Below are 22892 nucleotides of genomic sequence, written 5' to 3'. Positions count from 1 at the left end.
TGGTCACCCGGCAGCCGGGCAAGCCTGTGCGCTTGGTCCCTGCTCCGCTACGTCGGCTGGAATGCGCAAAGGCGAATCCCAGCCCGGTTTAGAGAAAATCAAGAATGTCTGGAAACACCATCGGTAAACTTTTCACCGTCACCTCCTTCGGCGAAAGCCACGGGCCAGCCCTGGGCTGCATCGTCGACGGTTGCCCGCCAGGTTTGCAACTGTGCGAAGCCGACCTGCAGGGCGATCTGGACCGGCGCAAGCCCGGCACCTCGCGTCATACCACCCAGCGGCGGGAGGCGGACCAGGTGAAGATCCTGTCCGGCGTGTTCGAGGGCGTGACCACCGGCACGCCCATTGGTCTCTTGATCGAGAACACCGACCAGCGCTCCAAGGACTACTCGGCGATCGCCGAGCAATTCCGCCCGGCCCATGCCGACTACACCTACCACATGAAATACGGCATCCGCGACTACCGCGGCGGCGGGCGCTCCTCGGCGCGTGAGACCGCCATGCGCGTGGCGGCGGGGGGCATCGCCCGCAAGTTCCTGCGTGAGCGGCTGGGAGTGGAAATTCGCGGTTTCCTGGCCCAGCTCGGGCCCATCAAGCCGCAGCGCCTGGTTTGGGAAGAGGTGAACAACAACCCGTTCTTCTGCCCGGACCCCGATCGCGTTCCCGAACTTGAGGCCTATATGGATGCCTTGCGCAAGGAGGGCGATTCCATAGGCGCGCGCATCAATGTCATCGCCATGGGCGTCCCGCCCGGGCTGGGCGAACCCATCTTCGACCGCCTGGACGCGGACCTGGCCCACGCCCTGATGAGCATCAACGCCGTCAAGGGGGTCGAGATCGGGGACGGTTTCGGGTGCGTGGAGGCCAAGGGCACGGCGTTTCGCGACGAGATCACGCCGGAGGGGTTTCTCAGCAATCATGCCGGCGGCATCCTCGGGGGCATTTCCTCGGGCCAGGACATCGTCGCCAGCATCGCCCTGAAGCCCACCTCCAGCCTGCGACTGCCGGGACGCAGCGTCAATGTGCGGGGCGAGCCGGTGGAGGTGATCACCACCGGCCGGCATGATCCCTGCGTCGGCATCCGCGCCACCCCCATCGCGGAGGCGATGATGGCGATCGTGCTGTTGGATCATTACCTGCGTCACCGCGCCCAGAACCAGGACGTCATCACTGAATTGAAGCCCATCCCCGCCGCGGCCCCATGAGTCCGGCGGCCCGACACGACTGAGGGCCATGGGTGGCGCCGCACCGGTGCCGTACTGGCGGCTCTCCGGGTTTTATTTCTTCTATTTCGCGGCCCTGGGCAGCTTTCTGCCCTATTGGTCGCTGTATCTCCAGGCGAGCGGCTACGGCGCGGACCAGATTGGGCTGATCATGGCCGTGCTGGCGGGCACCAAGCTGGTCTCGCCCAATCTATGGGGCTGGCTGGCGGATCACAGCGACCGAAGCGTGCGGCTGATCCAGTTGTCCTCCTGCCTCACCGCTCTCAGTTTCTTTCTCGTAGACCGTTATTCGGGCCTGGGCTGGATGCTGCTGATCACCTCGGTAGTGGGGCTGTTCTGGAACGCACCCCTGCCATTGTTCGAAGCGGTGACCCTGGGGTTTCTGCAAAGCGATGCCCATCGCTACAGCCGCATTCGCGTTTGGGGTTCCATCGGTTTTGTCGTGGCCGTGCTGGCGGTGGGGGCGGCGCTCAAGTCGGTGCTGCTGATCCAGTGCCTGCCGCAACTGGTGTTCCTGCTGTTCGTCGCCATGGCCCTGGTGACCCTCAGCCTGCGCGAGATATCCATCGCCGCCGGTCAGGGGAGCGCCTCGAAGCTCTGGCGGATTCTGCGGACGCCAGGCGTGGCGGCGTTTTTCTGGGTGGCGATGCTGGTTCAACTGGCACATGGCCCCTACTACGTGTTTTTTTCCATCTTCCTGCAGGAAAGCGGCTACGACAGCGGTCAGACCGGCCAGTTGTGGGCTTTGGGCGTGCTGGCCGAGATCATCCTGTTTCTGTACTTCAGCCGCTTGCAACGGCGCTACAGCGCCCGCCGAATACTCCTGCTCAGCGTGATGCTGGGTGCTCTGCGCTGGTGGTTGATCGCGTGGTACGTGGATTCGTCGTCGCTGATCGTGCTGGCGCAGTTGCTGCACGCCGCCAGCTTCGGCGCGACTCACGTGGTTTCGGTGCAACTGGTGCAGCGCTACTTCGGCCGTGGCCAGCTGGGCAAGGGCCAGTCCCTCTACAGCAGTCTCAGCTTCGGCCTGGGGGGCATGTTGGGCAGTTACTACAGCGGTGAACTCTGGACGGTACTGGGTCCGTCCTGGGTGTTCAGCATCGCGGCGGGCGCCAGCACCCTGGCGGGCCTGATCGTGTGGTGGCGGGTGGAGCGGCCCGCCGACCGTGCCGCTGCGCCGGGCTTGGGTTAGAATGTGGCGCGCGCGACTGCCGGGCGCATCTTAGTGAAGGAAGCCAATCGTGCTTGAAGTCATCAAAGCGGGCGGCTGGGTCATGTGGCCCATCATCGCCTGTTCCATCATCGCCATGGCGATCATCGCCGAGCGCTTCTGGACCTTGCGTTCCAGCCGCATCATGCCGCGCAACCTGGTGCCGCAGATCTGGAACCTGCATCGCCAGGGTCAGCTGGACGCAACCCATATGCGCCAGTTGCGCCTCAGTTCGCCCCTGGGCGCGGTGCTGGCGGCTGGCCTGGCCAACCACCGGCACGGGCGCGAGGTGATGAAGGAGAGTCTGGAGCAGGCGGGGCGCGCCGTGGTTCATGAATTGGGCCGCTACCTCAACACCCTGGGCACCATCGCCTCCATCTCGCCTTACCTGGGCCTGCTGGGCAGCGTGCTCGGCATGATCAAGGTGTTCTCCACCTTTTCAATGGAGGCGGGGATCAGCAATCCGGCGCACCTGGCCGGTGGTATTTCCGAGATTTTGATCGCCACGGCCTCGGGCCTGGCCATCGCCATTCCCAGTTTGATGTTCCACCGCTACTTCCTTGGGCGCGTGGACGACCTGGCTGTCAAGATGGAAGAGGAAGCCTTGCGCCTGATCGAAATGCTGCACGGCGAGCGCGACGAATAGCCATGAATTTCCGGCCGAAGCGGGACGACAAGCCCGATCTCAACCTGATCCCGATGATCGACGTGCTTATCGTGCTGTTGATCTTCCTGGTGCTCACGACCACCTTCAGCCGCGAGGCGGCCCTGCACATCAAGCTGCCGGAGGCCTCCAGTTCCAGCGAGACCGAGGAGAAGGGCGTGGAGATCGCCATCGACGCCGAGGGCCATTACATCGTCAACCAGCACCAGACCATCAATACCGAGGTGGATACCCTGCGTCAGGCCCTGCTGCAGGCGGCGGGCGACAACAAGGACCCCCTGGTGATCATCAGCGCTGACCAGAAGACGCCGCACCAGGCGGTGATGACGGCGCTGGACGCCGCGAGCCAGTTGGGCTTCGTGCACATCAGCTTTGCCGCCAAGGTCTCCGCCGAGGAAAAGCCCTGAACGGGGCCTTGGCTTGAAGCTTTCCGCCGCTCTGACCGGCTGGATACAGGATCAGTGGTACGGCCGGCCTGAGCCGCCCATGCTGCTGCGGCCAGTGGCCGGGCTGTTCTCGGGCGTGGTGTTCCTGCGGCGCAAGGCCTATGCCCTGGGGCTGAAGCGCGCCGAGAGGCTGCCGGTGCCGGTGGTGGTGGTGGGGAACCTCTCGGTGGGCGGCACCGGCAAGACGCCGCTCACCATCGCGGTGGCCGAGATCCTGGCGCGCGCGGGCTTTCACCCGGGCATCGTCAGCCGCGGCTACGGCGGCCGACCGCAGCCGGCGCCGGTCTCGGTGGGCGCGGACAGCGACCCCGGCGAGGTGGGCGACGAACCGGTGCTCATGGCGCGCCGCAGCGCGTGCCCGGTGGCGGTCTACCCGGTGCGGTCGGCGGCGGCCAGGCATTTGTTGGACACTGCGGGCTGCGACATCATCGTGGCGGACGATGGCCTGCAGCATTATGCCCTGGCCCGCGATCTGGAGATCGCCGTGATCGATGGCACCCGCCGCTTCGGCAACGGCGCCTGCTTGCCGGCGGGCCCGCTGCGGGAACCGCCTTCGCGCCTGGCCAGCGTGGATCTGGTGGTGTGCCAGGGCGGCGTCGCCCAGGCGGGAGAGTTCCCCATGCGGCTGGAGGGCGGAGAGGCCGTCAAGCTGCTGGACCCCGGTGAGCGCAGGCCGCTGGCGGCGTTCGCCGGCACCGCCTGCCGGGCGCTGGCCGGTATCGGCAACCCGGAGCGTTTCTTCGCTCATCTCAGGGCGGCAGGGCTGGAGGTGGTGGGGCGGTCATTCCCGGACCACCACCGCTTCGTGCCCGGTGATCTCGAGGGGCCAGAGGGTGTGCCGTTGCTCATGACGGAGAAGGATGCGGTCAAGTGCCGCACCTTTGCGGGCTCCGATCATTGGTACGTGCCGGTTACGGCCCACTTGCCGGATGGCTTTGAACAGCAACTATTGAACCGACTGAAGGCGAAACGCGATGGATAAAAAACTGCTCGACATACTGGTGTGTCCGGTCTGCAAGGGAGATCTCATCTACCGCAAGGACGAACAGGAATTGATCTGCAAGGCCGACCGGCTGGCCTACCCGATCCGCGAGGACATCCCGGTGATGCTGGAGTCCGAGGCGCGCCGGCTCAGCCTGGAGGAATACGACGCCCTGCAAGGAAAGCATAGCGCTGGCCCCGCGGCCCATGGCGATAGCGTATAAGGTCGTCATCCCGGCTCGCTACGGATCGAGCCGGCTGCCCAGCAAGCCGTTGCTGCCCATCGCCGGGCGGCCGATGATTGCCCATGTGTGCGAACGGGCGCTGCTGGCGGAACCGGAGCAGGTGGTGGTGGCCACGGACGACGAGCGCATCGTCGAGGCGGTGGCATCGCTTCCGGTCACTGCCCTGATGACGCGGCCGGATCACCACAGCGGCACCGAACGCATCGCCGAGGTCTGCGAACGGCTGGGCTGGGGGGATGAAACCCTGATTGTGAACCTGCAGGGTGACGAACCGCTGATGCGCCCCGATTTGATACGCCGCCTGGCGGTGGCCTTGTCCCAGCAGGAGGGCTGCCGGGTCGCCACCCTGGCCGCGTCTATCAGCGAGCGGGCGGAAGTGTTCAACCCCAATGCGGTGAAGGTGATCCTGGATCGGGACGGCAATGCCCTGTACTTCAGCCGCGCCCCGATCCCCTGGCATCGCGATTCCTTCTCAGGCCAGGGTGGTGAGGCCGCGCTGCCCGAAGGCTTTCCCTATCTGCGCCATATCGGCATCTATGCCTATTCGGCGGGCTTCCTGCGCCGCTACATTTGCTGGCCGGCTTCGCCTCTGGAGGCGGTGGAGTGCCTGGAGCAACTGCGCATCCTGTGGATGGGGGAGCGTATCTTCGTGCTGCCGGTGGAGCGTGCCCCCGAAGCCGGTGTTGATACCGAGGAAGATCTGCAGCGGGTGCGCCGGGTTCTGGCGGACGCGGCGCCGTAACCTATAAATTAGGCCCCAAAATACCCGCCTGGTATTTCGGGCCGACGCCAAGGTCGTTCGCGCCCGACCTTGGCTGACGCGGCTAGTGGCCGCGCCGGGGCATCCGTGCCCCGCATTAACCCGGCCGGGTTAATAGCCTTTCAGTCCACTTCGAAATCCAGTTCGGCCAGCTTGCGGGACAGGGTGTTGCGGCCATATCCCAGCAGGCGCGCTGCGTCCTGCTTGCGGCCTCGGGTGACGCGCAGGGCGGCGCGGATCAGGATGCTCTCGGCGGAGCGGATGGCATCGCGCGCCACATTGTCGTTCCCCAGGCGCAGTCGCTGATCCACCCAGGTTTCGAAGCATTCCTCCCAATCCAGGGTGGTCGGCTGGCTCAGGCGCGGCGCGCCCAGCAGTTCCGCCGAAAGATCATCGAGTTCTACCTGTCGCTGGCTGAGCATGGCAGTGATGCGGCGACAGGTGTTCTCCAGTTCGCGCACATTGCCAGGCCAGTCCCAGCGGCGAAGGAATTGCTCCGCCTCGGCGCTCAGGATCTTGGCGGGACAGCGCAGTTCGCTGGCGGCTTTTTCCAGGAAATACCGCAGCAGGGGGCCGATGTCCTGGCTGCGCTCGCGCAGCGGGGGCAGCCGCACGCGGATGACGTTGAGCCGGTGGTAGAGGTCTTCGCGGAACTCGCCGGTTTTCACCAGCGGTTCCAGTTCCCGCGCGCAGGCGACGATGAGCCGCACGTCGACAGTGACACGTTCCAGGGCGCCCGCCGGGAAGAACTCGCCCGAATTGAGCACGCGCAACAGGCGAGCCTGCATGTCCAGAGGCAATTCACAGATTCGGTCCAGAAACAGGGTGCCGCCGTGGGCCTGGTCGAAGCAGCCGTAGCGGCGGCTTAAGCTTCCCTCGCCCATGCCTTGGACCTGCCCGAAGAGCTCGGCTTCGACCAGGTGGGAGGGGATAGTGGCCAGGTTCACGCTAACGAAGGGCTGCGATGCACGGGGGCTGAGCTGGTGCATGGTGCGCGCCACCAGTTCCTTGCCGGTTCCCGGTTCTCCCTGTATCAGGACGGTGATATCCGAAGGCGCCAGACGCCGGATGAGCCCGGTCACTTCCCGCATGGCGGGCGACTCCCCGACGATGATGTGTGGCTCGCGCGTTGCAGAGGCGGTGAGCTCAGGTAGGGAGCCGGTCACGCGGTCATTCTCTCCTTTTCCGGTGGTGGCTTCTCCGCCGGAGGGTCGTGGCGAAGAGAGGATGATCGGTTGGCAGTCGGTCAAGGTTGCGGCTCGCTCGCCTGGTTTCGTAACGAAACCAATTAAACCAGAGAGCGGCATGCACTGCAATCGCTTATTGGTGGATTTACACCATTATTTTTTTAATAGAGGCGGAAATGGTTTATATAAACCAGTTTTTCGCCCTGATGTGGATCACGCACTTCCGTTCTTTGGCGATGGCTCATTCAGGCGCTGCCGTATGTCGGTGAATTCCGCCAGCTTGTTCATGACACGCGCGTTGATGGTGTCTGCTGCGAATCGCCCCTCTTCATCCGGTGTCCCCACAGGTGTCGCCAGCAGCAGTTCTAGCGCCTGGTCCGCGGAGTCGACGGCGTGGATGTGGAATCGACCGGCGCGCGCCGCTTCGACGACATCCTCCCGCAGCATCAGGTGGGGCACGTTGGCGGCGGGAATGATCACGCCCTGCTCGCCGTTCAGGCCCCGCGCCGCGCAGATGTCGAAAAAGCCCTCCACTTTTTCGTTGACCCCGCCGATGGGCTGCACCTGGCCGTGCTGGTTCACCGAGCCGGTGACCGCCAGGGACTGCAGCACGGGCAGCCCCGAAAGAGACGAGATGATGCAGCACAGTTCCGCCAGCGAGGCGCTGTCGCCTTCCACCCCGCCATAGGACTGTTCGAACACCAGGCTGACGGCGACGGAAAAGGGCGTGCTGCGAGCGTAGCGGGAGGCGAGGAAGCTGGACAGGATCATGACGCCCTTGCTGTGGATGGCGCCGCCCAGTTCCGTTTCCCGTTCGATATCCACCACTTTTCCCGAGCCCAGGCGGGTGGTGGCGGTAATCCTCGAGGCCTGGCCAAAGGCGAACTCACCCAGGCTGAGCACGGACAGGCCGTTGACCTGGCCAATGGCCCCGCCCTGGGTATCGATGAACAGGGTGCCGCGCTGGATGGCGTCGTAGACGTGATCTCGGACCCGCGCATTGCGATAGACCTGATGCTCGATGGCGGAGACGACATCGTCTCGCCCGATGACCTTACGTCCGGCCTTGCCGGCGCAATAATCCGCCTCCTTCAAGAGGTCGTTGAGTTCGCGCAATTGCGTGGTCAGGCGCTGGGAATCCTGCGCCAGGCGCGCGCCGTGCTCGATCACGCGGCATACCGCCGACTTGTCCAGGGGCCGCAGGTCCTCGCGACGGGCCAGGCTGGCGATGACCCGTGCATACAGGGCGACGCTGTCCCCGCTGCGGGGCATGCTCTCGTCGAAGTCGGCGGATACCTTGAAGAAATCGCGAAACTCCGGGTCGTACAGACAGAGCAGGTAGTAGAGCAAGCGTTCCCCGGTGAGGATGATCTTCAGGTTCAGGGGGATCGGTTCCGGCTCCAGCGAGGCGGTGCTGACCAGGCTGAGGGTGCGCTCCAGGGATTCGATGCGGATTTCCCCTGCCTGCAGGCAGCGTTTCAGGCTTTCCCAGGCGAAGGGTTGCATCAGGAGCTTGCGCGCGTCCAGGATCAGATAGCCGCCATTGGCCTGGTGCAGGGCCCCCGGCTTGATCATGGTGAAATCGGTAACCAGTGCGCCGAGCTGGGCCTGGTATTCGATGCGCCCGATCAGGTTGCCGTGGCTGGGCAGGTCTTCGCACACGATGGGCGCTTGATGGCTGCTTGCGTGGTCCACCAGCAGGTTCACTCGGTAGCGGGAGAGGATGTTGCGGCGGCCGCCAAGCGCAAAAGGCGAGGACGAGTCCGAGCGCGGGAAGAACTCTTCCGCATGCTCGACGATGTCCTGTTCCGCATCGGCCAGGTATTCCATGATGCGTGCATGCTCCGCGTAGCGCTGCCGCAGATCCGCGATCAAGTGGCCGACCGAGAGGGCGGCAAATTCCCGGTTCAGACGCTTGATGCGTTCCTTGGCCTCCTTGCGCCAGATGGGAAACTGCCGCAGCAGCTTTTCCAGTTTCTGGTGCAACTGGGCGATGGTTTCCTGCAAGGCACGCTGTTCTTGTTCGCTCAGCTTTTCGAACTGCTCCGGGCCCATCACCTGGTCATTGGCGTCCACCGGCGCGAAGGCATAGCCGGTGGGCGTTTCGATGACGCTGACATTCTGCTTTCTTGCTTCGCCGCGCAAGGCGTTGAGGGAGGTCAGTTCCTTGATCCTGGCCTTTTCCTCGATGTCCTCGGCGCGGGTGCGATATTCCTCGCCCTCGAAGGTAGCGGGTATCGCGGTGTTCAGTTCCTCGCACAGATGCTCCATGTCCTGGGCAAACCGCTTGCCGACGCCGGCGGGCAGGCCCAGGGCCAGGGGCTTGGCCGGCTGGTCGAAGTTGGTCACGTAGCACCAGTCTTGCGGCGGAGGCTGGTTCTGGGCTTCGCGGGTCACGATTTCCTTGACGGCTGTCAGCTTGCCGCAGCCGGGAGGGCCCAGGGCGAAGATGTTGTAGCCGGGGCGGGCCATGCCGACACCGAAATGGATGGCGGTGAGGGCGCGGTCCTGGCCAATGATGACATCGGCATCGGCCAGTTCCTCGGTGGTTCCGAAATCCAGCAGGGTGCCGTCGCAAGGCGTGTAAAGCTTATCCGCCGGCAACGGGGTATGAAGCGGTTTCATGGCGGCCATTCTGCTCGGGACGGGTGGATGGATGAAGGCAGGAGGGCGGCCAGTACAGGGGCCCTTCGCGTTCTCGTGGAGGGCAGTATAGCGACAGCAGGCTGGCATGAAAGCCCCGCCGGGGGAGATCCATGATCCGCGGCGGGGAAGGGAGGTCGCCGCCGGAGGGCGGCGGGGAGGGCACCCGGCTTCAGTTCATGGCCATGGCGGCCAGGGGGAGTTCCTCGTTCTGGGCCTTGGGCATGTACCAGGCATCTTCGTAGAATTCGACGATGCCGGTCTCGACGTCGTACATGCCGCCAACGATGCCCAGTTTGCCCTGATCCACCAGTTCGCGGAGGATTTCGCTGCTCTGATAAATATCCCGCATGACCCATTTCACATTGTTGATCGCGACGCTGTGGACGAAGTCCGGGTTCTTCGAGTTGTGCGGCGGCGGTATGTGCGTGACCTTGCGGATGGCGGGCTGGACCTTGGCTACGAGGCCGCTGAGATGGCCCATCTGCACGTGGTCGCAGGCTCCCTTGATGGCTCCGCACTTGCTGTGGCCCAGCACCACGATGATCTTGGAGCCCGCGACTTTGCAAGCAAACTCCATGCTGCCGAGTATGTCTTCGTTCAGGATGTTTCCGGCGATGCGGATGCTGAAGATGTCACCTAGCCCGAGGTCGAAGATCAATTCGGACGATGTCCGCGAATCGATGCAGCTCAGTACCGTGGCGAAGGGATGCTGCCCGTCCTTGGTGATGCCGATGAGATTGACCACGTCCCTCTGGGCCTTGAGATTGTTGACGAAGCGGAAGTTTCCTTCCTTCAGCAACTGCAAGGCCAGGTGCGGATTCAGGCGGGACTGCAGGCGCTTGTGCAGGTTGGGCGCATCGATCAATTGCCCGGTCTGCGCGGGTTCCTCGGCCATGACCACGTCGTAGATGCTGGGCGTGTTCTCGATGGCATACTCGCTCTTGAAGCCCAGCAGGGTGAGCTGGATGCTCTTCGCCGGCGCCTTGATCTGGATGAAATCACGGATGATCTCCAGCACGTCGGCATCGATGTAAGCGCTCTTGGAGGCATCGATGATCAGGCGGGAGTCGGGCGGCACGCTGGCCAGGGAAACCAGGACGTTGGCCCGGCTGAGAAACGAGACCTCGGTGCTCAACTCGATCTTGATGATGCGGTCCTTGATGTGCCGATTGCGGAAGAACGACAGGGGATCACGAAAATTGCGCTGGAGGATGAAAAGGATGCTCACGGCCAGGCCGATGGCCACGCCGCGCAGGATGTCCGTCAGCAGGACGGCGCCCACCGTGACCAGGAAGGGAATGTACTGATCGCGCCCCTGAGCGAAGATGGCGCGCAAGGCCTCCGGGCGCACCAGCTTGTAACCGACCATCAGCATCACCGCGGCAACCGCCGCCAGCGGAATATGATTGAGCAGCGCGGGCATGGCGAGCACCGCCAGCAGCAGCAGGGCGCCGTGACAGATGGTGGACAACTGGCTGCGGGCTCCCGCTTCCAGGTTGGCGGAACTGCGCACTACCACCGAGGTCATCGGCAGGCCGCCGATCATGCCGGACAGGGCATTGCCCACGCCCTGCGCAACCAGCTCTTCATTGGGCGGCACATAGCGACGCTCGGGATCGAGCTTGCTGAGCGCCTCCAGGCACAACAGGGTCTCGACCGAGGCCAGCAGGCCGATCATCAGGCCGAATTCCAGCACCTTGGGATCGTTCCAGCGGCTGAAGTCGGGAAAATCCACCGCTTGGGCGAAATCGGCAAGGCCGCGGGTCACCGGCAGGTTGACCAAGTGTGATCCATTCAGGGCCCAGGGGCTATGCAGTGCCAACAGGATTTCATTGAACAGCAACCCGGCCAGGATGGCTGCCAGGCTGCCAGGGATCCAGCCCAGCTTGCGCCGGACGTCCACGGCGATCATGCCCGCCACGGCAAGGAGGGAAACTGCGGCTGCGCCTGGATGCAGATTGCTAAGGAGGCTCCCCAATTCGGTAAAGGTGTTCTTGCCGTCGTTCTGGAAGAAGGCGAAATCCCCTTCGGCGTCCATGTCCCAGCCCAGGGCATGGGGCAGTTGCTTGAGGATGATGATCAGGCCTATGCCGGTCAGCATGCCCTGCACCACGTTGGAGGGAAAGTAATCGGCGATCAGCCCGGCGCGGGCCAGTCCAAGGAGGATCTGCAGCAAGCCTGCGAAAACGACGCTGAGCAGGAAGGCCTCATAGGAGCCCAGTTCCTGGATTGCAAACATCGTGAAGGCGGTCAGGCCGGTGGCCGGTCCGGTCACGCTGTGAGGCGATCGGCTGAGGCTGCCTACCACCAGACCTCCGATGATGCCGGCTATGATGCCGGAATAAAGAGGTGCGCCCGAGGCCAGGGCAATGCCGAGGCACATGGGCAGGGCGATAAGGAACACGACAAGGCCGGCGGGTATGTCCTGTTTGATGTGATCAGTCAGGCGGGCTCGTGGACGCACGGTAGTCACCTCGGGCTTGATAGAGATGGGGTGAAGGTTTCGTTTCGAAACATATAGTGGTATCGATTGCGAACCGTGTCAATCGGGAACAGCCTATTTCCCAAATCGCTGTCGCCGCCAGGTGACACATCGTGACAAAGGCCGGTTCCGTCTGGATAATCTAAAACTTTTGGACGGATTCCAGCATCGACGCCCATGTGGTTTAAAAACCTGTCTCTATTGCGATTTACCGAACCTTTCTCCCTCACCGCCGAGGAACTCGAGCAGCGCCTGCAAAGCGGCCGTTTTAGGCCCTGTGGGAGCCTCGAGCCGGTCAGCTACGGCTGGTGCCCGCCCGTTGGCCGCAACGACGATGACGCCCCACTGGTGCATGCCACCAATGGCTGCATGATGGTCTGCGCCCTCAAGGAGGAGAAGATCCTGCCCGCGTCCGTGGTCAACGAAATTCTGGCGGAGCGGTTGCTGGAGCAGGAGGAGCGCAAGGGCTCGCGCCTGGGCAAGAAGGAGCGAGACGCCCTGCGTGACGAAGTGATCCACGAGCTTTTGCCCCGGGCTTTCAGCCACAGCCGGCGCAACTATGCGTACATCGATCCCAAAGGCGGGTGGCTGGTGGTGGACAGCGCCAGTTCCAAGAAGTCCGAGGAACTGGCGTCCTGGCTGCGCAAGTGCCTGGACAGCCTGCCTGTGTCGCCGCCCGCCAGCAATGAACGGCCAGCGGCCGTGCTGACCCGTTGGCTTAGCGAGGGCGCCGCGCCGTCCGACATCGTGCTCGAGGACGAGTGCGAACTGCGCTCCACCGGGGAGGATGGCGGTATCGTGCGCTGCAAGCGGCAGGATCTGTCGGCTCCGGAAATCCAGAATCACTTGGAGGCCGGCAAGGAGGTCAGCAAGCTGGCGGTCACCTGGAGTGACCGTCTCGGTTTTGTCCTGGACGACGCATTGGGCATCAAGCGACTAAAATTCCTGGATCTGGTTCAGGAACAGGCGAGCGAAGTGGAAGCCGCGGACGAAGTCGAGCGTTTCGACGTGGATTTCTCCATCATGTCATTGGAATTGGCGGCCCTGCTGCCACGCCTGTTCGAACTATTCGGCGGTGAGAGCGCTCCAAACAAGTAACATCATGGTTAAGGACGAAAGAATGTCGCGCAATTTGTGGTATTTCAGGAAGAGCGGCCTGGCCGCAGGTTTTGCGGTTGCGGCCGCATATTACGCGGGCGCCGCTTACTCGGAGGTATTCAGCTTGCCGCCCGCGGGGGATGATCTGATCGGCGAAGTGCGCTACACCAAGGCCCGCCACGAGGACACCCTCATCGATATTGCCCGGGAGTACAGTCTGGGTCAGGACGAGATCGTCATGGCCAACCCCAAGGTGGACCGCTGGCTACCCGGGGAGGGCAAGGATGTGCTCGTGCCCCGCCGCTTCATCCTGCCGGAAGCGCCGCGTGGCGGCATCGTTGTCAACATCCCGGAAATGCGCCTTTACTATTACCCGGACGCCACCGCGAAAACGCCGGCGACCCGGGTGATCACCTATCCCATCAGCATCGGACGCATGGACTGGCGCACACCGCTGGGGGCGACAAAGGTGATGTCCAAGCAGAAGGACCCTTCCTGGCGACCGCCATCCACCATCAAGGCCGAGCATGCCAAGGACGGTGATTTCCTGCCGGACGTCGTGCCGCCCGGGCCGAACAACCCGTTGGGCCGCTACGCCATGAAACTGGGCGTGCCGGGTTATCTGATTCATGGTACCGGCATCGACAAAGCCTATGGCATCGGCATGCGCGTGACCCATGGCTGTATCCGCATGTACCCAGAGGACATCGAGAAACTGTTCCCGCTGGTTTCGGTGGGCACCACCGTGCGCCTGGTGAATCAGCCCATCAAGCTGGGCTGGATGGGCGACGATCTCTATATCGAGGTCAGCCAGCCCTTGGACGAGGATCGCATGAGCTTTCAGGAACTCTACGCGCGCGCCATGGATCAGGTCGCCAAGAAAACCGCCAAGCGCCCGGTGAGTCTGGACACCGAGGCGCTCAAGGCGGCGGTCAGCGAACCGACGGGCATCCCGGTACGTATCTCGGCCGCCGGTCCTGCGGCCATGCCTGTGTCCGCGCCGGTGATGGATGAGCGCCCGCTGCAGTCGTCGCCGGAAAGCGAACCGGCACCGCGGGATGAATATTACCCCGCGGAGGAAGCGCCCCCGTCTTCCGACGAATACCAACTATTCTGAGGCAGAGACGAGCCCGCAGGCGAGAGCAACCCGGCGGTCCTAGCCCGCTTTGGGGGGTACGTAACCTTCCGGCAGGGCCGCGCCAGGGCCGAATAGGTACTTCTCACGCTCCTGAGCGAGAAACTGCTTGGCTTGCGCTTCGAAGGGCATCAGGCGATGCTCGTTGATCAGCATGGTCTGGTGGCGCAACCATTCCTGCCAAGCCTGCTTGGAAATGTTTTCGAAAATGCGCTTTCCAGCCTCGCCAGGAAAAGGCGGCGCATCCAGTCCCTCGGCTTCAGTGCCGAGTTTCACGCAGTTCACGATTCTGCTCATGTCAGGTTCAAGCCTTGTGTGTTGAGGATTGGGAGGCGCCGGCGGCGCACTCTTCCAGGAGCCTGCGAACCGGTGCGGGAAGGGCTAGATCCGGATGCGGGGCGAACCAGGCGCCGTGCCCCGGTTCCGCCGCGTTGTACCGGGCTTTTGCCACCCCGATCACGGGTCGGTAATCCAGGTGAAAGTGGCTGAAAGTATGCCGGCGTTCCGGAAGGCACTCAAGCTCGCCGACTTCCAGACCGCGTTGAATACACCATTCATGGATAGTGTCCAGGCTGTCGAATTCGGGCAGGCTCAGGAGTCCGCCCCAGATGCCGATGGGGGGTCTGCGCTGCAGCCAGAATTCGCCGTTCCGGTTATTCAGGACCGCCAGCAGGCAGCGCCTGACCGGCATTGAGCGGTTGGGGCGCGGGGCCGGAATGGAGGCCGTCTGGCCGCTTCGATGGGCTTCGCAGTCGCCGCTTAACGGGCAGGCATCGCAGCGTGGTCGCGTTCGGGTGCACACCGTGGCGCCCAGGTCCATCATGGCCTGATTATATTCTGCAGTCCGCGACGTCGGCGTGTAACGCTCGCTGAGCTCCCACAGTTCCCGCAGCACGCGAGTCTCGCCGGGCCAGCCGGCGAGACCGGCGTGGCGGCTTAACACCCGCTTGACGTTGCCGTCGAGGATGGCGGCGGGTAGTCCGTGGCCCAGGCTGAGGATGGCGCCGGCCGTGGAGCGCCCGATGCCTGGCAGTGCCGCGAGGGCCTCGAGGCGCTCCGGCAGCCTGCCAGCGTGCCGCTCGACAACCTCTCGCGCCGCGCAGTGCAGATTGCGGGCGCGGCTGTAATAGCCGAGGCCTGCCCAGTAGCTGAGGACTTGGTCCAACTCCGCTGCTGCCAGCGTCGGAAGGTCCGGAAAGCGCTGCATGAAGCGGCTGAAGTAGGGAATGACCGTGGCGACCTGGGTCTGCTGCAGCATGATTTCGGACACCCAGACCCGGTAGGCGGTCGGGGCCTGCTGCCAGGGCAGGTGTTTGCGGCCATGGATTTCAAACCAGTCCAGGACTGCGCGCTGAAAAGCTTGTGGACTCATGCGTGCGTGTTTGCGTTGGGATGAGCGAACTTTTGCTTTAAACTTCCCCCTTTTCGCTGCGGGCCGCCGGGGTTCGCGCGGCCACTGGATTCTACACCGATCAGCATGTTTTCTACCTCACGCGTGACCGCCTTCGTGGTGTTAGTTGCGGCTCTGCTCGTGGCATGCGGGCAGAAAGGCCCTTTGTTCATGCCTGAGGACGAATTGCCCAAGGCGGCAAAAGCCCAGCAGAAGCCCAAAGCCAAGCCAAAGCAGTCTCCCAAGCCGCAGGCGGCGCCGTCACCGACCCCGACCCCGACCCCGCAGCCGGAAGAGCCCTCGCCGGATATGGACGAGACGCAGGATGGCTATGCTCCCATGGCGGACCCCAACGACTTCTGATGACCTGAGCGCATGGACCATTTCAATTACCGTAACGGCGTGCTTTGCGCCGAAGACGTGCCCTTGTCGGCGATTGCCGAGCAGTTCGGCACACCCTGCTATGTCTATTCCCGCGCCACCCTGGAGCGTCATTGGAAGGTGTTCGACCAGGCCTATTCACAAGGTCCGCACTTGATCTGCTATGCGGTGAAGGCGAACTCCAACCTGGCGGTGCTCAATCTGCTGGCCCGCCTGGGTTCTGGTTTCGACATCGTTTCGGTGGGCGAACTGGAGCGTGTGCTGGCGGCCGGCGGCGACCCCGCCAAGGTAGTATTTTCCGGCGTTGGCAAGCGCGAGGACGAGATCCGGCGGGCGTTGCAGGCCGGCATCCGCTGTTTCAACGTGGAGGTGCCCGGGGAGCTTGACAGACTGAACCGTATCGCGGGTGAAATGGGGCTGCGCGCGCCGGTTTCGTTGCGCGTGAACCCCGATGTGGACGCCAACACCCATCCCTATATTTCGACAGGCCTGAAGGAAAACAAGTTCGGGATCGATATCGAGCAGGCGGTGTCTGAGTACCGGCGCGCGGCGTCCATGGCCCATCTGGATGTGGTGGGCATCGACTGTCACATCGGTTCGCAGCTGACCACGACGGAGCCATTTCTCGATGCCCTGGACCGCCTGCTGGGTCTGGCACTGCGCCTGCGCGAAGCCGGACTGCAGATCCATCATCTGGATCTGGGCGGCGGGCTGGGCATACGCTACCGCGACGAGGAACCGCCGGAACCAGCGCAGTTGGCCTCCCTGGTGGCCGAGAAGCTCAAGGGGCAGGACTTTGAAGTCATCATCGAGCCGGGCCGGGCCATCGTCGGCAACGCCGGCATCCTGCTGACCCGGGTCGAGCACATCAAGGCCACCAGCGCGAAGAATTTCGCCATCGTAGATGCCGCCATGAATGACCTGCTGCGCCCGGCGCTCTATGACGCCTGGCAGGCCATCGTGCCGGTTTGCCAGGAGAGTTCGGCCGGCAGCCTCACGGTGGATGTGGTGGGGCCGGTTTGCGAAACCGGCGACTTTCTCGGCAAGAACCGGGAACTGGCGGTAAGCGAGGGGGATCTCCTGGCGGTGCGATCGGCCGGGGCCTATGGCTTCAGCATGAGTTCCAACTACAACTCCAGACCCCGCCCGGCCGAGGTCATGGTGGACGGCGAGCGGGCCCATCTGGTTCGCCCCCGTGAAAATCTGGCATCGCTGTTTGCCGGCGAGAGCCTGTTGGACTGATCCATGCTACATTTCACGAAAATGCACGGCCTGGGCAACGACTTCGTGGTGATCGACGCGGTTCGCCAGCAGGTTGATCTGACTGCCGAGCGCGTACGCCACATTGCCGACCGGCACTTCGGGATCGGCTGTGATCAGGTTTTGTTGGTGGCGCCGCCGCTGCGCGAGGGCGCGGACTTCAGCTACCGCATCTTCAATGCCGATGGCGGTGAGGTGAACCAGTGCGGTAATGGCGCCCGCTGCTTTGCGCGTTTTGTTTATGAGCAGGGCCTGTGCGATAAGGCGGAGGTGAGGGTCGACACGGGCGCCGGTCAGCTCCTACTGCGCCGAGAAGCCGATGGTAACATCACGGTGGATATGGGAATTCCGCGGCACGCGCCAGGGGAGGTGCCCCTGCTGGCGGAACGTGAGTTGCCTGTCTACCGGTTCGAAGCCTTGGGTCAGGCTTTTGAATTTGGTGCGGTATCCATGGGCAACCCACATGCCGTGTTGCGGGTCGAAAGTGTCAGGACGGCACTGGTATCAGAGTTGGGGCCATTGCTCGAGGGTGCGCCGGTGTTTCCCGAACGGGCCAATGTCGGGTTTATGGAAGTGCTCGGCAAGGGACATATCCGCCTCCGGGTGTTCGAGCGTGGTTCCGGCGAGACCCTGGCCTGCGGGAGCGGGGCTTGTGCGGCGGCCGTGGTCGGAATCGAATGGGGGCTGCTGGAGTCTCCCGTGCAGGTGGACCTGCCCGGAGGCACGCTGAGCATCCGTTGGTCCGGACGTGGTTCGGCGGTGCTCATGACAGGGCCCGCCACCACCGTTTTTGAAGGAAAGTTGCAGCTATGAAATTGAGCAAGGCACAGCGACAGGAGCAACCCAGCGTGACGGCTGCCGACGTGGAGGCTTACTTGCGTTCCCACCCGGATTTTTTTCACCAGCATCTGGAACTGCTCGAAACGCTGCGGGTTCCTCACCCCAGCGGCGAGGCGGTTTCCCTGGTTTCGCGCCAACTGGACGTGCTGCGCGACAAGAACCGCCGCTTGCAGATGCAGTTGAACGATATCCTGCAGATCGCGCGCGACAATGATTCGCTGGCGCGCCGCATACACCAGTTGACCCTGTCCCTTCTGGACGCCACTTCCTTGGATGATGCCTTGGGCGGCTTGCGCTGGCTGCTGCATGAATGCTTTCAGGCCGACTTCGTGGCGGTGCGCCTGCTGGAGCCGGTCATCGACAGCCCGATCGCGGACCTGTGCATTCCACCTGACTGCGCCGAGGTGGATCATCTCCGCCATGTGCTGGAAAGCGGCAAGCCGGAATGCGGCCAGCCCACTCCTTTTCAGGCAGAGGTGCTCTTTGGGAGCGAGGGGCCCGACGTCATGTCCTTCGCCCTGGTGCCTTTGCAACATGCCGGGCTCAAAGGGGTTCTGGCCATCGGCAGCCGAAACGCCAGCCGCTTCGAGGCGGGCATGGGACATTTGTTCCTGAACCAGATGGGCGACATCGTCGCCGCACGCCTGGTGGCCTTGCTTAAGGGATTGCCATAGGCCAAGCCAGTGGACTCCTCGGCCGCGCGTCAACAGCTCGAGCGCTTTCTGCAGGGGCTCAAGACGCGCCAGAGGGCTTCGATGCATACCTGTGCCGCATACGGGCGCGACCTCTCCCGATTCCTCACGTTCTGCGGCGTCCAGGGGCTGGAAGGCTGGGACCAGGTGATGCAGCACCATGTTCGCCTCTATGTCGCAGAACGTCATCGGCAGGGCATCGTCAGTCGCAGCCTGCAGCGGGAGTTGTCCGCCCTGCGCGGATTTTTCGATTTCCTGATCAAGGAACGGGTGCTCGGCCTCAATCCGGCTCAGGGCGTGCGGGCGCCCAAAGCCCCCCGCAAGCTGCCGCGTCTGCTGGACGTGGATCAGATGTCGGGCCTGCTGGAGGCGGACCGGGAGGGTCCGCTGGAAACGCGCGATGTGGCCATGTGGGAACTGTTCTACTCCTCGGGCCTTCGTCTCAGTGAATTGACAGCCCTGAACGTGGTGGATATGGACCTGGTGGCCGGTTCAGCGCACGTGCGCTCCGGAAAGGGCCGCAAATCGCGCTACGTGCCCGTGGGGAGCAAGGCCGCGGAGGCCGTGGCGCGATGGCTGTCAGAGCGCGCTAACGTGGCTTCGCCCGGGGAGGATGCCCTGTTCGTCAGTCGCCTGGGCACCCGGATCGTGCCGCGTACGGTGCAGATGCGGCTCCAGCGTTGGGCGCGCAAGCTGGGTGTGGCCGAACAGGTGCATCCGCATATGCTGCGGCACTCTTTCGCCAGTCACATGCTGGAGGCCAGCAGCGACCTGCGTGCCGTACAGGAACTGCTGGGACATTCCAACATCAGCACGACCCAGATCTACACCCACGTGGACTTCCAGCGCCTGGCCGCCGTCTATGACCAGGCACATCCGCGTGCGCGCAAGCGCCATGACCGCGATACCCCTTGAACATCGGGCCTGGGGTTGCCGTGTCAAAGCCGTCGCCCCAGCGAGCTCACTTACGATATAATCCCGGCTGTATAAAAAACGCAACCAGGACAAGCTGATGTCTGTGCTCAAGAAAATGCCTAGCCGCGGGCCGACACCGGTCGGACCTCCGGGACGCTTTAGCCCGAAGATGAGCAAGGAACGGGGCATTGCCTGGAGCATCGGCATGGGAGTGGTCGTCCTGCTCCTGCTTCTGGGAATCCTGACGGAATACTGGGGCCAGGAGCCTGACCGCTTCGATGTGCAGAAGGCGGCCATGGAGGCGGCAGGGGTCGAGAACGTGAAGGAACTTCCCCTGGGTTACGCTTATGCGACTGCCATCATCGAGGTGGCGCAGACCCTGTTGCACAAGCCAGGCGGCTTTCTATCCAATGACATGTTCCCGCCGGGCGTCTTCATGGACAACATGCCAGGTTGGGAATATGGGGCGCTCACCGCCCTGCGTGACGGTACATCTGCCTTGCGCAACCATATCGCCCGCGCCCAGTCGCAATCCAAGGAGGACGCTGACCTGGCCAAGGCGGAACCGATGTTCTATTTCGACCATAAGTCGTGGCAGTTGCCTTCCTCCGAGTCCGAGTACTTCAAGGGCGTGGAAGCCATGGAGCATTACCGTGAGCGCTTGGCCCAGCGGGAATCGCAGTTCTACGCGCGCGCCGACAACCTGCGGCAATACCTCGAGATTCTGGAAAAGCGCCTCGGTAGTCTCTCCAACCGCCTGAGTGCCAGCGCCGGCGACAGCCGCCAGCTGAGCCCGGAGCAACTGCAGCCCGTGCAGATGAAGACGTCGTGGATGATGATCGATGACGTGTTCTTCGAAGCCCGGGGCTACTGTTGGGCGACCATTCAGATCTTGCGCGCCGTGGAATACGATTTCCGCGACATTCTGGGGAACAAGACGGCCATGGTGTCCTTGCAATCCATCATCCATGAGTTGGAGGATGGCCAGGCCGAATTCCTGAGCCCGGTAATCCTCAATGGCGGTGGGTTCGGGCTTTTTGCCAATTATTCCCTAACCTTGGCCAACTACATTGCCCGAGCGAACGCAGCCACCATCGATCTGCGCAATCTGCTGCAGCAAGGCTAGCGAGGTGAATTTGATGTCCGACCACGCGGGTCCGGGTTTTCGGCTGGTCCTATTCCGATAGGTTGGATTTCAAGCATCGCCTTGCAGATTTAGGGTTACCAAGGGCCGTCGCCATATCACGGCCCTTTATTTTGCATAGAGACAGAACTACCGGTCATTCCCCATGAGAGAACTTCCACTGGAACCGCAGATTCCAACCAACGCTTTTCTGCGCCTTTTGTTCATGGTGATCTTTTTTGCCCTGTTCGGCGCGGTACGCATCCTGGCCTGGTTGGTCGTTCTTTTCCAGTTCTTGTCGCATCTGTTTACTGGACGCGTCACCGAGCGCGGCTCGCGCTGGGGCAAGGCGCTTTCCGACTGGATTCATCAGATGCTGCTGTTCATGACCTACAACACCGAACGGATGCCGTTTCCGTTTCATCGCTTGGGTGCCGGCCGGGATTAAACTAGCCTGAGGCGAGCGGCCGTCAGGGATGGAGGGGGCCGCTCCGCACAAGTCCTTGGGCAGCGAAACGACCTTTCAGCAGGATGTGTGCGATCCATCGGTGCTGGCGGCGACCTTACGCGCCTTGGCGGGGCCGCTGCTGGAAAAACTGGCGGACCGCGGCTGGCATGCTAGCACCGTCACACTCAAAGTGCGCTATGCCGACTTCCAACTGGTGACGCGCAGCCGCAGCCGCCAGGACCTGCCGGTGCGGCGGATGGGCGAACTCATGCCGGTGCTCATGGAGCTGCTCCGGCACACGGAGGCCGGACCGAGGAAGGTCCGGCTCATAGGTGTGTCATTTTCCGGGCTTCAGGAACCGGTAGTGGCAATGGGAGCGTTCAGGCAGATGAGCTCGTTCGATTGAACTGTGTGCCTGTCGCCCCGAGTTTCCGTGCAGTCAATCGGGTTTTGGACTAGGAATCGGTTTCCGTGGCCCAATGCAGAAGCGGGTTCACCATACCTTGCATATTGCCAGTGAACAAGCCGCGGGCCGAGTCGCCATTCATGGCATCGGTCATCTGCACCACGATGTAACGGTCTGCGGCGAATTCGCCCCGACGCGGTGAAAGTACCAGGCAGCTGGGCATGATCAGAATGCGGCCATCCAGCAGCAGGTCACCGGGCACGGTGACGGAACTCTTGTAGCGTCCCGCCGGCCGCGGTTTGCCCCGCCATGCCGGGTCGTCGTCCAGCGACGTGAAGATGACGATGGACTCCTCGTTGAGGAAGTGGACGTGAGGCAGCAGTTCATAACCTGACTGCAGCACGTCGTATTCCATTTCCACCACGAAAGGTTCGCGGACGTCGAAGAGGTTGGTAACCTTGCCGTTGGGCCGGCGGACGCGAACCGCGCGCAACCGCGCAATGTCACCTCCCGGCGCTTTTTCCACATCCGGCCATGTCAGTTCGGACAAACTGGTGTCGAGGACCGAGCCAAGATAATTGCTGACGACCTTGGTGGCGGGGCCATCCTCATGCAGTTTCCCCTCGCGCATCCAGATCACGCGTTCGCAGAGCCGGCTCATGGCCTGCATGTTGTGGGATACGAACAGCACGGTTCGCCCCTGCTTGCTCACGTCCTGCATTTTCGTCAGGCACTTGCTGGTGAAACTGGAATCGCCAACCGCCAGCACCTCGTCGACGATCAGCACTTCGGTTTCCAGGTGGGCGGCCACTGCAAACGCCAGTCGCAGGTACATGCCGCTGGAGTAATGCTTTACCGGGGTATCGATGAACTTGCCGACCTCCGAGAAGGCGACGATCTCGTCGAAGTTCTTGAGGATTTCCTGGCGGCGCATGCCCAGGATCGCTCCGTTGAGGAACACGTTCTCGCGACCGGTTAGTTCGGGGTGGAAGCCGGTACCCACTTCCAGCAGGGAGCCTACGCGGCCAAAGATATCGATTTCGCCCCGGGTCGGATCGGTGATACGTGAGAGGACCTTGAGCAGCGTGCTCTTGCCTGCGCCGTTGCGCCCGATGATTCCGACGACTTCGCCGAACTTGATGTCGAAAGAGACATCGTTGACAGCCCAGATGATTTCGTCCAGTTCGGCAGCGCCCGACGCCTTACCCCGCAGCAGGTTGCCGACGCGCCGGAAGGGTCCGACGACCAGATTGCCGATACTCTCGCGCAGTGTCTTGTAATTTGACCGGTGGGTTTTTAGCGCACCGATATGGTACTGCTTGCTAACGTTTCTGACGCTGATTGCAATGTCATTCATGAT

At 63.0% G+C, this 22892-nt stretch carries 23 protein-coding genes; 17 read left to right on the top strand and 6 right to left on the bottom strand.

Annotated features, from left to right (window positions below):
- Positions 1 to 104: 104 nt before the first annotated feature.
- From aroC to kdsB, 7 genes are all read left to right on the top strand, one after another.
- Positions 105 to 1205, top strand: a complete 1101-nt coding sequence (aroC, locus tag EK23_RS01945; RefSeq protein WP_045223561.1) for a chorismate synthase — start codon at positions 105 to 107, stop codon at positions 1203 to 1205.
- A 28-nt stretch (positions 1206 to 1233) separates the two neighbouring features.
- A complete protein-coding gene (locus tag EK23_RS01940) occupies positions 1234 to 2415 on the top strand; it encodes an MFS transporter (RefSeq protein ID WP_045223560.1) in 1182 nt (393 codons plus the stop codon).
- A 49-nt stretch (positions 2416 to 2464) separates the two neighbouring features.
- The gene (locus EK23_RS01935; protein ID WP_045223559.1) at positions 2465 to 3079 is read left to right on the top strand and encodes a MotA/TolQ/ExbB proton channel family protein; all 615 of its coding nucleotides are present in this window, start codon (positions 2465 to 2467) and stop codon (positions 3077 to 3079) included.
- Between the two features lie 2 nt (positions 3080 to 3081).
- Positions 3082 to 3504: an ExbD/TolR family protein gene (locus EK23_RS01930; RefSeq protein WP_045223558.1), complete on the top strand. Its 423-nt coding sequence runs from the start codon at positions 3082 to 3084 to the stop codon at positions 3502 to 3504.
- A 79-nt stretch (positions 3505 to 3583) separates the two neighbouring features.
- The gene (gene lpxK / locus EK23_RS01925; RefSeq protein WP_045223938.1) at positions 3584 to 4525 is read left to right on the top strand and encodes a tetraacyldisaccharide 4'-kinase; all 942 of its coding nucleotides are present in this window, start codon (positions 3584 to 3586) and stop codon (positions 4523 to 4525) included.
- Entirely contained in the window at positions 4518 to 4748 is a 231-nt protein-coding gene (locus EK23_RS01920; RefSeq protein WP_045223557.1) for a Trm112 family protein, read from the top strand. Before lpxK ends, EK23_RS01920 begins: the two co-directional genes overlap by 8 nt.
- Positions 4732 to 5511 (top strand): 3-deoxy-manno-octulosonate cytidylyltransferase, encoded by a 780-nt coding sequence (gene kdsB / locus EK23_RS01915; RefSeq protein ID WP_045223556.1) that lies wholly within the window; start codon positions 4732 to 4734, stop codon positions 5509 to 5511. The genes EK23_RS01920 and kdsB overlap by 17 nt, the downstream gene beginning before the upstream one ends.
- A gap of 140 nt (positions 5512 to 5651) precedes the next feature.
- Here the strand turns inward: kdsB and EK23_RS01910 are convergent, their stop codons facing one another.
- The 3 genes from EK23_RS01910 to EK23_RS01900 all read right to left on the bottom strand — a co-directional run bounded on the left by EK23_RS01910 (position 5652) and on the right by EK23_RS01900 (position 11826).
- A complete protein-coding gene (locus EK23_RS01910; RefSeq protein ID WP_052807829.1) occupies positions 5652 to 6695 on the bottom strand; it encodes a sigma-54-dependent Fis family transcriptional regulator in 1044 nt (347 codons plus the stop codon).
- A gap of 234 nt (positions 6696 to 6929) precedes the next feature.
- Complete coding sequence (locus tag EK23_RS01905) at positions 6930 to 9341, bottom strand: Lon protease family protein (RefSeq protein ID WP_045223936.1); 2412 nt, start codon at positions 9339 to 9341, stop codon at positions 6930 to 6932.
- Between the two features lie 190 nt (positions 9342 to 9531).
- On the bottom strand, positions 9532 to 11826 hold the full coding sequence (locus EK23_RS01900; protein ID WP_045223935.1) for a bifunctional SulP family inorganic anion transporter/carbonic anhydrase: 2295 nt from the start codon (positions 11824 to 11826) through the stop codon (positions 9532 to 9534).
- Between the two features lie 195 nt (positions 11827 to 12021).
- Between EK23_RS01900 and rdgC the strand changes: the two genes are divergently transcribed.
- Both rdgC and EK23_RS01890 read left to right on the top strand, forming a co-directional pair.
- Complete coding sequence (rdgC, locus tag EK23_RS01895) at positions 12022 to 12942, top strand: recombination-associated protein RdgC (RefSeq protein WP_045223555.1); 921 nt, start codon at positions 12022 to 12024, stop codon at positions 12940 to 12942.
- A gap of 22 nt (positions 12943 to 12964) precedes the next feature.
- Positions 12965 to 14059 carry a L,D-transpeptidase family protein gene (locus tag EK23_RS01890; protein WP_052807827.1) on the top strand — a complete coding sequence of 365 codons (1095 nt, stop codon included), beginning with the start codon at positions 12965 to 12967 and terminating at the stop codon, positions 14057 to 14059.
- A 39-nt stretch (positions 14060 to 14098) separates the two neighbouring features.
- Here the strand turns inward: EK23_RS01890 and EK23_RS01885 are convergent, their stop codons facing one another.
- A complete protein-coding gene (locus tag EK23_RS01885) occupies positions 14099 to 14374 on the bottom strand; it encodes an oxidative damage protection protein (protein WP_045223554.1) in 276 nt (91 codons plus the stop codon).
- A gap of 7 nt (positions 14375 to 14381) precedes the next feature.
- Positions 14382 to 15449, bottom strand: coding sequence for an A/G-specific adenine glycosylase (gene mutY, locus EK23_RS01880; RefSeq protein ID WP_045223553.1), 1068 nt, complete (start codon positions 15447 to 15449; stop codon positions 14382 to 14384).
- 105 nt (positions 15450 to 15554) lie between these two features.
- Here mutY and lptM point away from each other — a divergent pair, with 105 nt between their 5' ends.
- The 8 genes from lptM (at position 15555) to EK23_RS01840 (ending at position 21532) form a co-directional block, all read left to right on the top strand.
- Positions 15555 to 15830: an LPS translocon maturation chaperone LptM gene (lptM, locus tag EK23_RS01875; protein ID WP_045223552.1), complete on the top strand. Its 276-nt coding sequence runs from the start codon at positions 15555 to 15557 to the stop codon at positions 15828 to 15830.
- Between the two features lie 12 nt (positions 15831 to 15842).
- Positions 15843 to 17090 (top strand): diaminopimelate decarboxylase, encoded by a 1248-nt coding sequence (gene lysA, locus EK23_RS01870; RefSeq protein WP_045223551.1) that lies wholly within the window; start codon positions 15843 to 15845, stop codon positions 17088 to 17090.
- 3 nt (positions 17091 to 17093) lie between these two features.
- Complete coding sequence (gene dapF, locus EK23_RS01865; protein WP_045223550.1) at positions 17094 to 17921, top strand: diaminopimelate epimerase; 828 nt, start codon at positions 17094 to 17096, stop codon at positions 17919 to 17921.
- Complete coding sequence (locus EK23_RS01860) at positions 17918 to 18622, top strand: DUF484 family protein (RefSeq protein ID WP_045223549.1); 705 nt, start codon at positions 17918 to 17920, stop codon at positions 18620 to 18622. Before dapF ends, EK23_RS01860 begins: the two co-directional genes overlap by 4 nt.
- A 9-nt stretch (positions 18623 to 18631) precedes the next feature.
- Positions 18632 to 19555, top strand: coding sequence for a tyrosine recombinase XerC (gene xerC / locus EK23_RS01855; RefSeq protein WP_045223548.1), 924 nt, complete (start codon positions 18632 to 18634; stop codon positions 19553 to 19555).
- A 97-nt stretch (positions 19556 to 19652) separates the two neighbouring features.
- Positions 19653 to 20681, top strand: coding sequence for a DUF2333 family protein (locus EK23_RS01850; RefSeq protein WP_082053855.1), 1029 nt, complete (start codon positions 19653 to 19655; stop codon positions 20679 to 20681).
- Between the two features lie 163 nt (positions 20682 to 20844).
- Positions 20845 to 21126 carry a DUF4389 domain-containing protein gene (locus EK23_RS01845; RefSeq protein ID WP_045223547.1) on the top strand — a complete coding sequence of 94 codons (282 nt, stop codon included), beginning with the start codon at positions 20845 to 20847 and terminating at the stop codon, positions 21124 to 21126.
- Between the two features lie 55 nt (positions 21127 to 21181).
- Entirely contained in the window at positions 21182 to 21532 is a 351-nt protein-coding gene (locus tag EK23_RS01840) for a DinB/UmuC family translesion DNA polymerase (protein ID WP_158002428.1), read from the top strand.
- Positions 21533 to 21581: 49 nt separating this feature from the next.
- On the opposite strand, the gene EK23_RS01835 is transcribed toward EK23_RS01840, so the two are convergent.
- Positions 21582 to 22889 carry an ABC transporter ATP-binding protein gene (locus EK23_RS01835; RefSeq protein ID WP_045223545.1) on the bottom strand — a complete coding sequence of 436 codons (1308 nt, stop codon included), beginning with the start codon at positions 22887 to 22889 and terminating at the stop codon, positions 21582 to 21584.
- Positions 22890 to 22892: the final 3 nt, after the last annotated feature.

It is taken from the genome of Methyloterricola oryzae, assembly GCF_000934725.1.
GTDB lineage: Bacteria > Pseudomonadota > Gammaproteobacteria > Methylococcales > Methylococcaceae > Methyloterricola > Methyloterricola oryzae.
The sequence above is the reverse complement of the archived record's forward strand: the minus strand, read 5'-3'. Positions and strand labels throughout refer to the sequence as shown.

Coding starts and splice junctions, on each gene's coding strand:
- aroC (WP_045223561.1), top strand. CDS start 105: ATGTCTGGAAACACCATCGGTAAACTTTTCACCGTCACCTCCTTCGGC.
- EK23_RS01940 (WP_045223560.1), top strand. CDS start 1,234: ATGGGTGGCGCCGCACCGGTGCCGTACTGGCGGCTCTCCGGGTTTTAT.
- EK23_RS01930 (WP_045223558.1), top strand. CDS start 3,082: ATGAATTTCCGGCCGAAGCGGGACGACAAGCCCGATCTCAACCTGATC.
- lpxK (WP_045223938.1), top strand. CDS start 3,584: ATGCTGCTGCGGCCAGTGGCCGGGCTGTTCTCGGGCGTGGTGTTCCTG.
- EK23_RS01920 (WP_045223557.1), top strand. CDS start 4,518: ATGGATAAAAAACTGCTCGACATACTGGTGTGTCCGGTCTGCAAGGGA.
- kdsB (WP_045223556.1), top strand. CDS start 4,732: ATGGCGATAGCGTATAAGGTCGTCATCCCGGCTCGCTACGGATCGAGC.
- EK23_RS01905 (WP_045223936.1), bottom strand. CDS start 9,341: ATGAAACCGCTTCATACCCCGTTGCCGGCGGATAAGCTTTACACGCCT.
- rdgC (WP_045223555.1), top strand. CDS start 12,022: ATGTGGTTTAAAAACCTGTCTCTATTGCGATTTACCGAACCTTTCTCC.
- EK23_RS01890 (WP_052807827.1), top strand. CDS start 12,965: ATGTCGCGCAATTTGTGGTATTTCAGGAAGAGCGGCCTGGCCGCAGGT.
- EK23_RS01885 (WP_045223554.1), bottom strand. CDS start 14,374: ATGAGCAGAATCGTGAACTGCGTGAAACTCGGCACTGAAGCCGAGGGA.
- mutY (WP_045223553.1), bottom strand. CDS start 15,449: ATGAGTCCACAAGCTTTTCAGCGCGCAGTCCTGGACTGGTTTGAAATC.
- lptM (WP_045223552.1), top strand. CDS start 15,555: ATGTTTTCTACCTCACGCGTGACCGCCTTCGTGGTGTTAGTTGCGGCT.
- lysA (WP_045223551.1), top strand. CDS start 15,843: ATGGACCATTTCAATTACCGTAACGGCGTGCTTTGCGCCGAAGACGTG.
- dapF (WP_045223550.1), top strand. CDS start 17,094: ATGCTACATTTCACGAAAATGCACGGCCTGGGCAACGACTTCGTGGTG.
- EK23_RS01860 (WP_045223549.1), top strand. CDS start 17,918: ATGAAATTGAGCAAGGCACAGCGACAGGAGCAACCCAGCGTGACGGCT.
- EK23_RS01850 (WP_082053855.1), top strand. CDS start 19,653: ATGTCTGTGCTCAAGAAAATGCCTAGCCGCGGGCCGACACCGGTCGGA.
- EK23_RS01845 (WP_045223547.1), top strand. CDS start 20,845: ATGAGAGAACTTCCACTGGAACCGCAGATTCCAACCAACGCTTTTCTG.
- EK23_RS01835 (WP_045223545.1), bottom strand. CDS start 22,889: ATGAATGACATTGCAATCAGCGTCAGAAACGTTAGCAAGCAGTACCAT.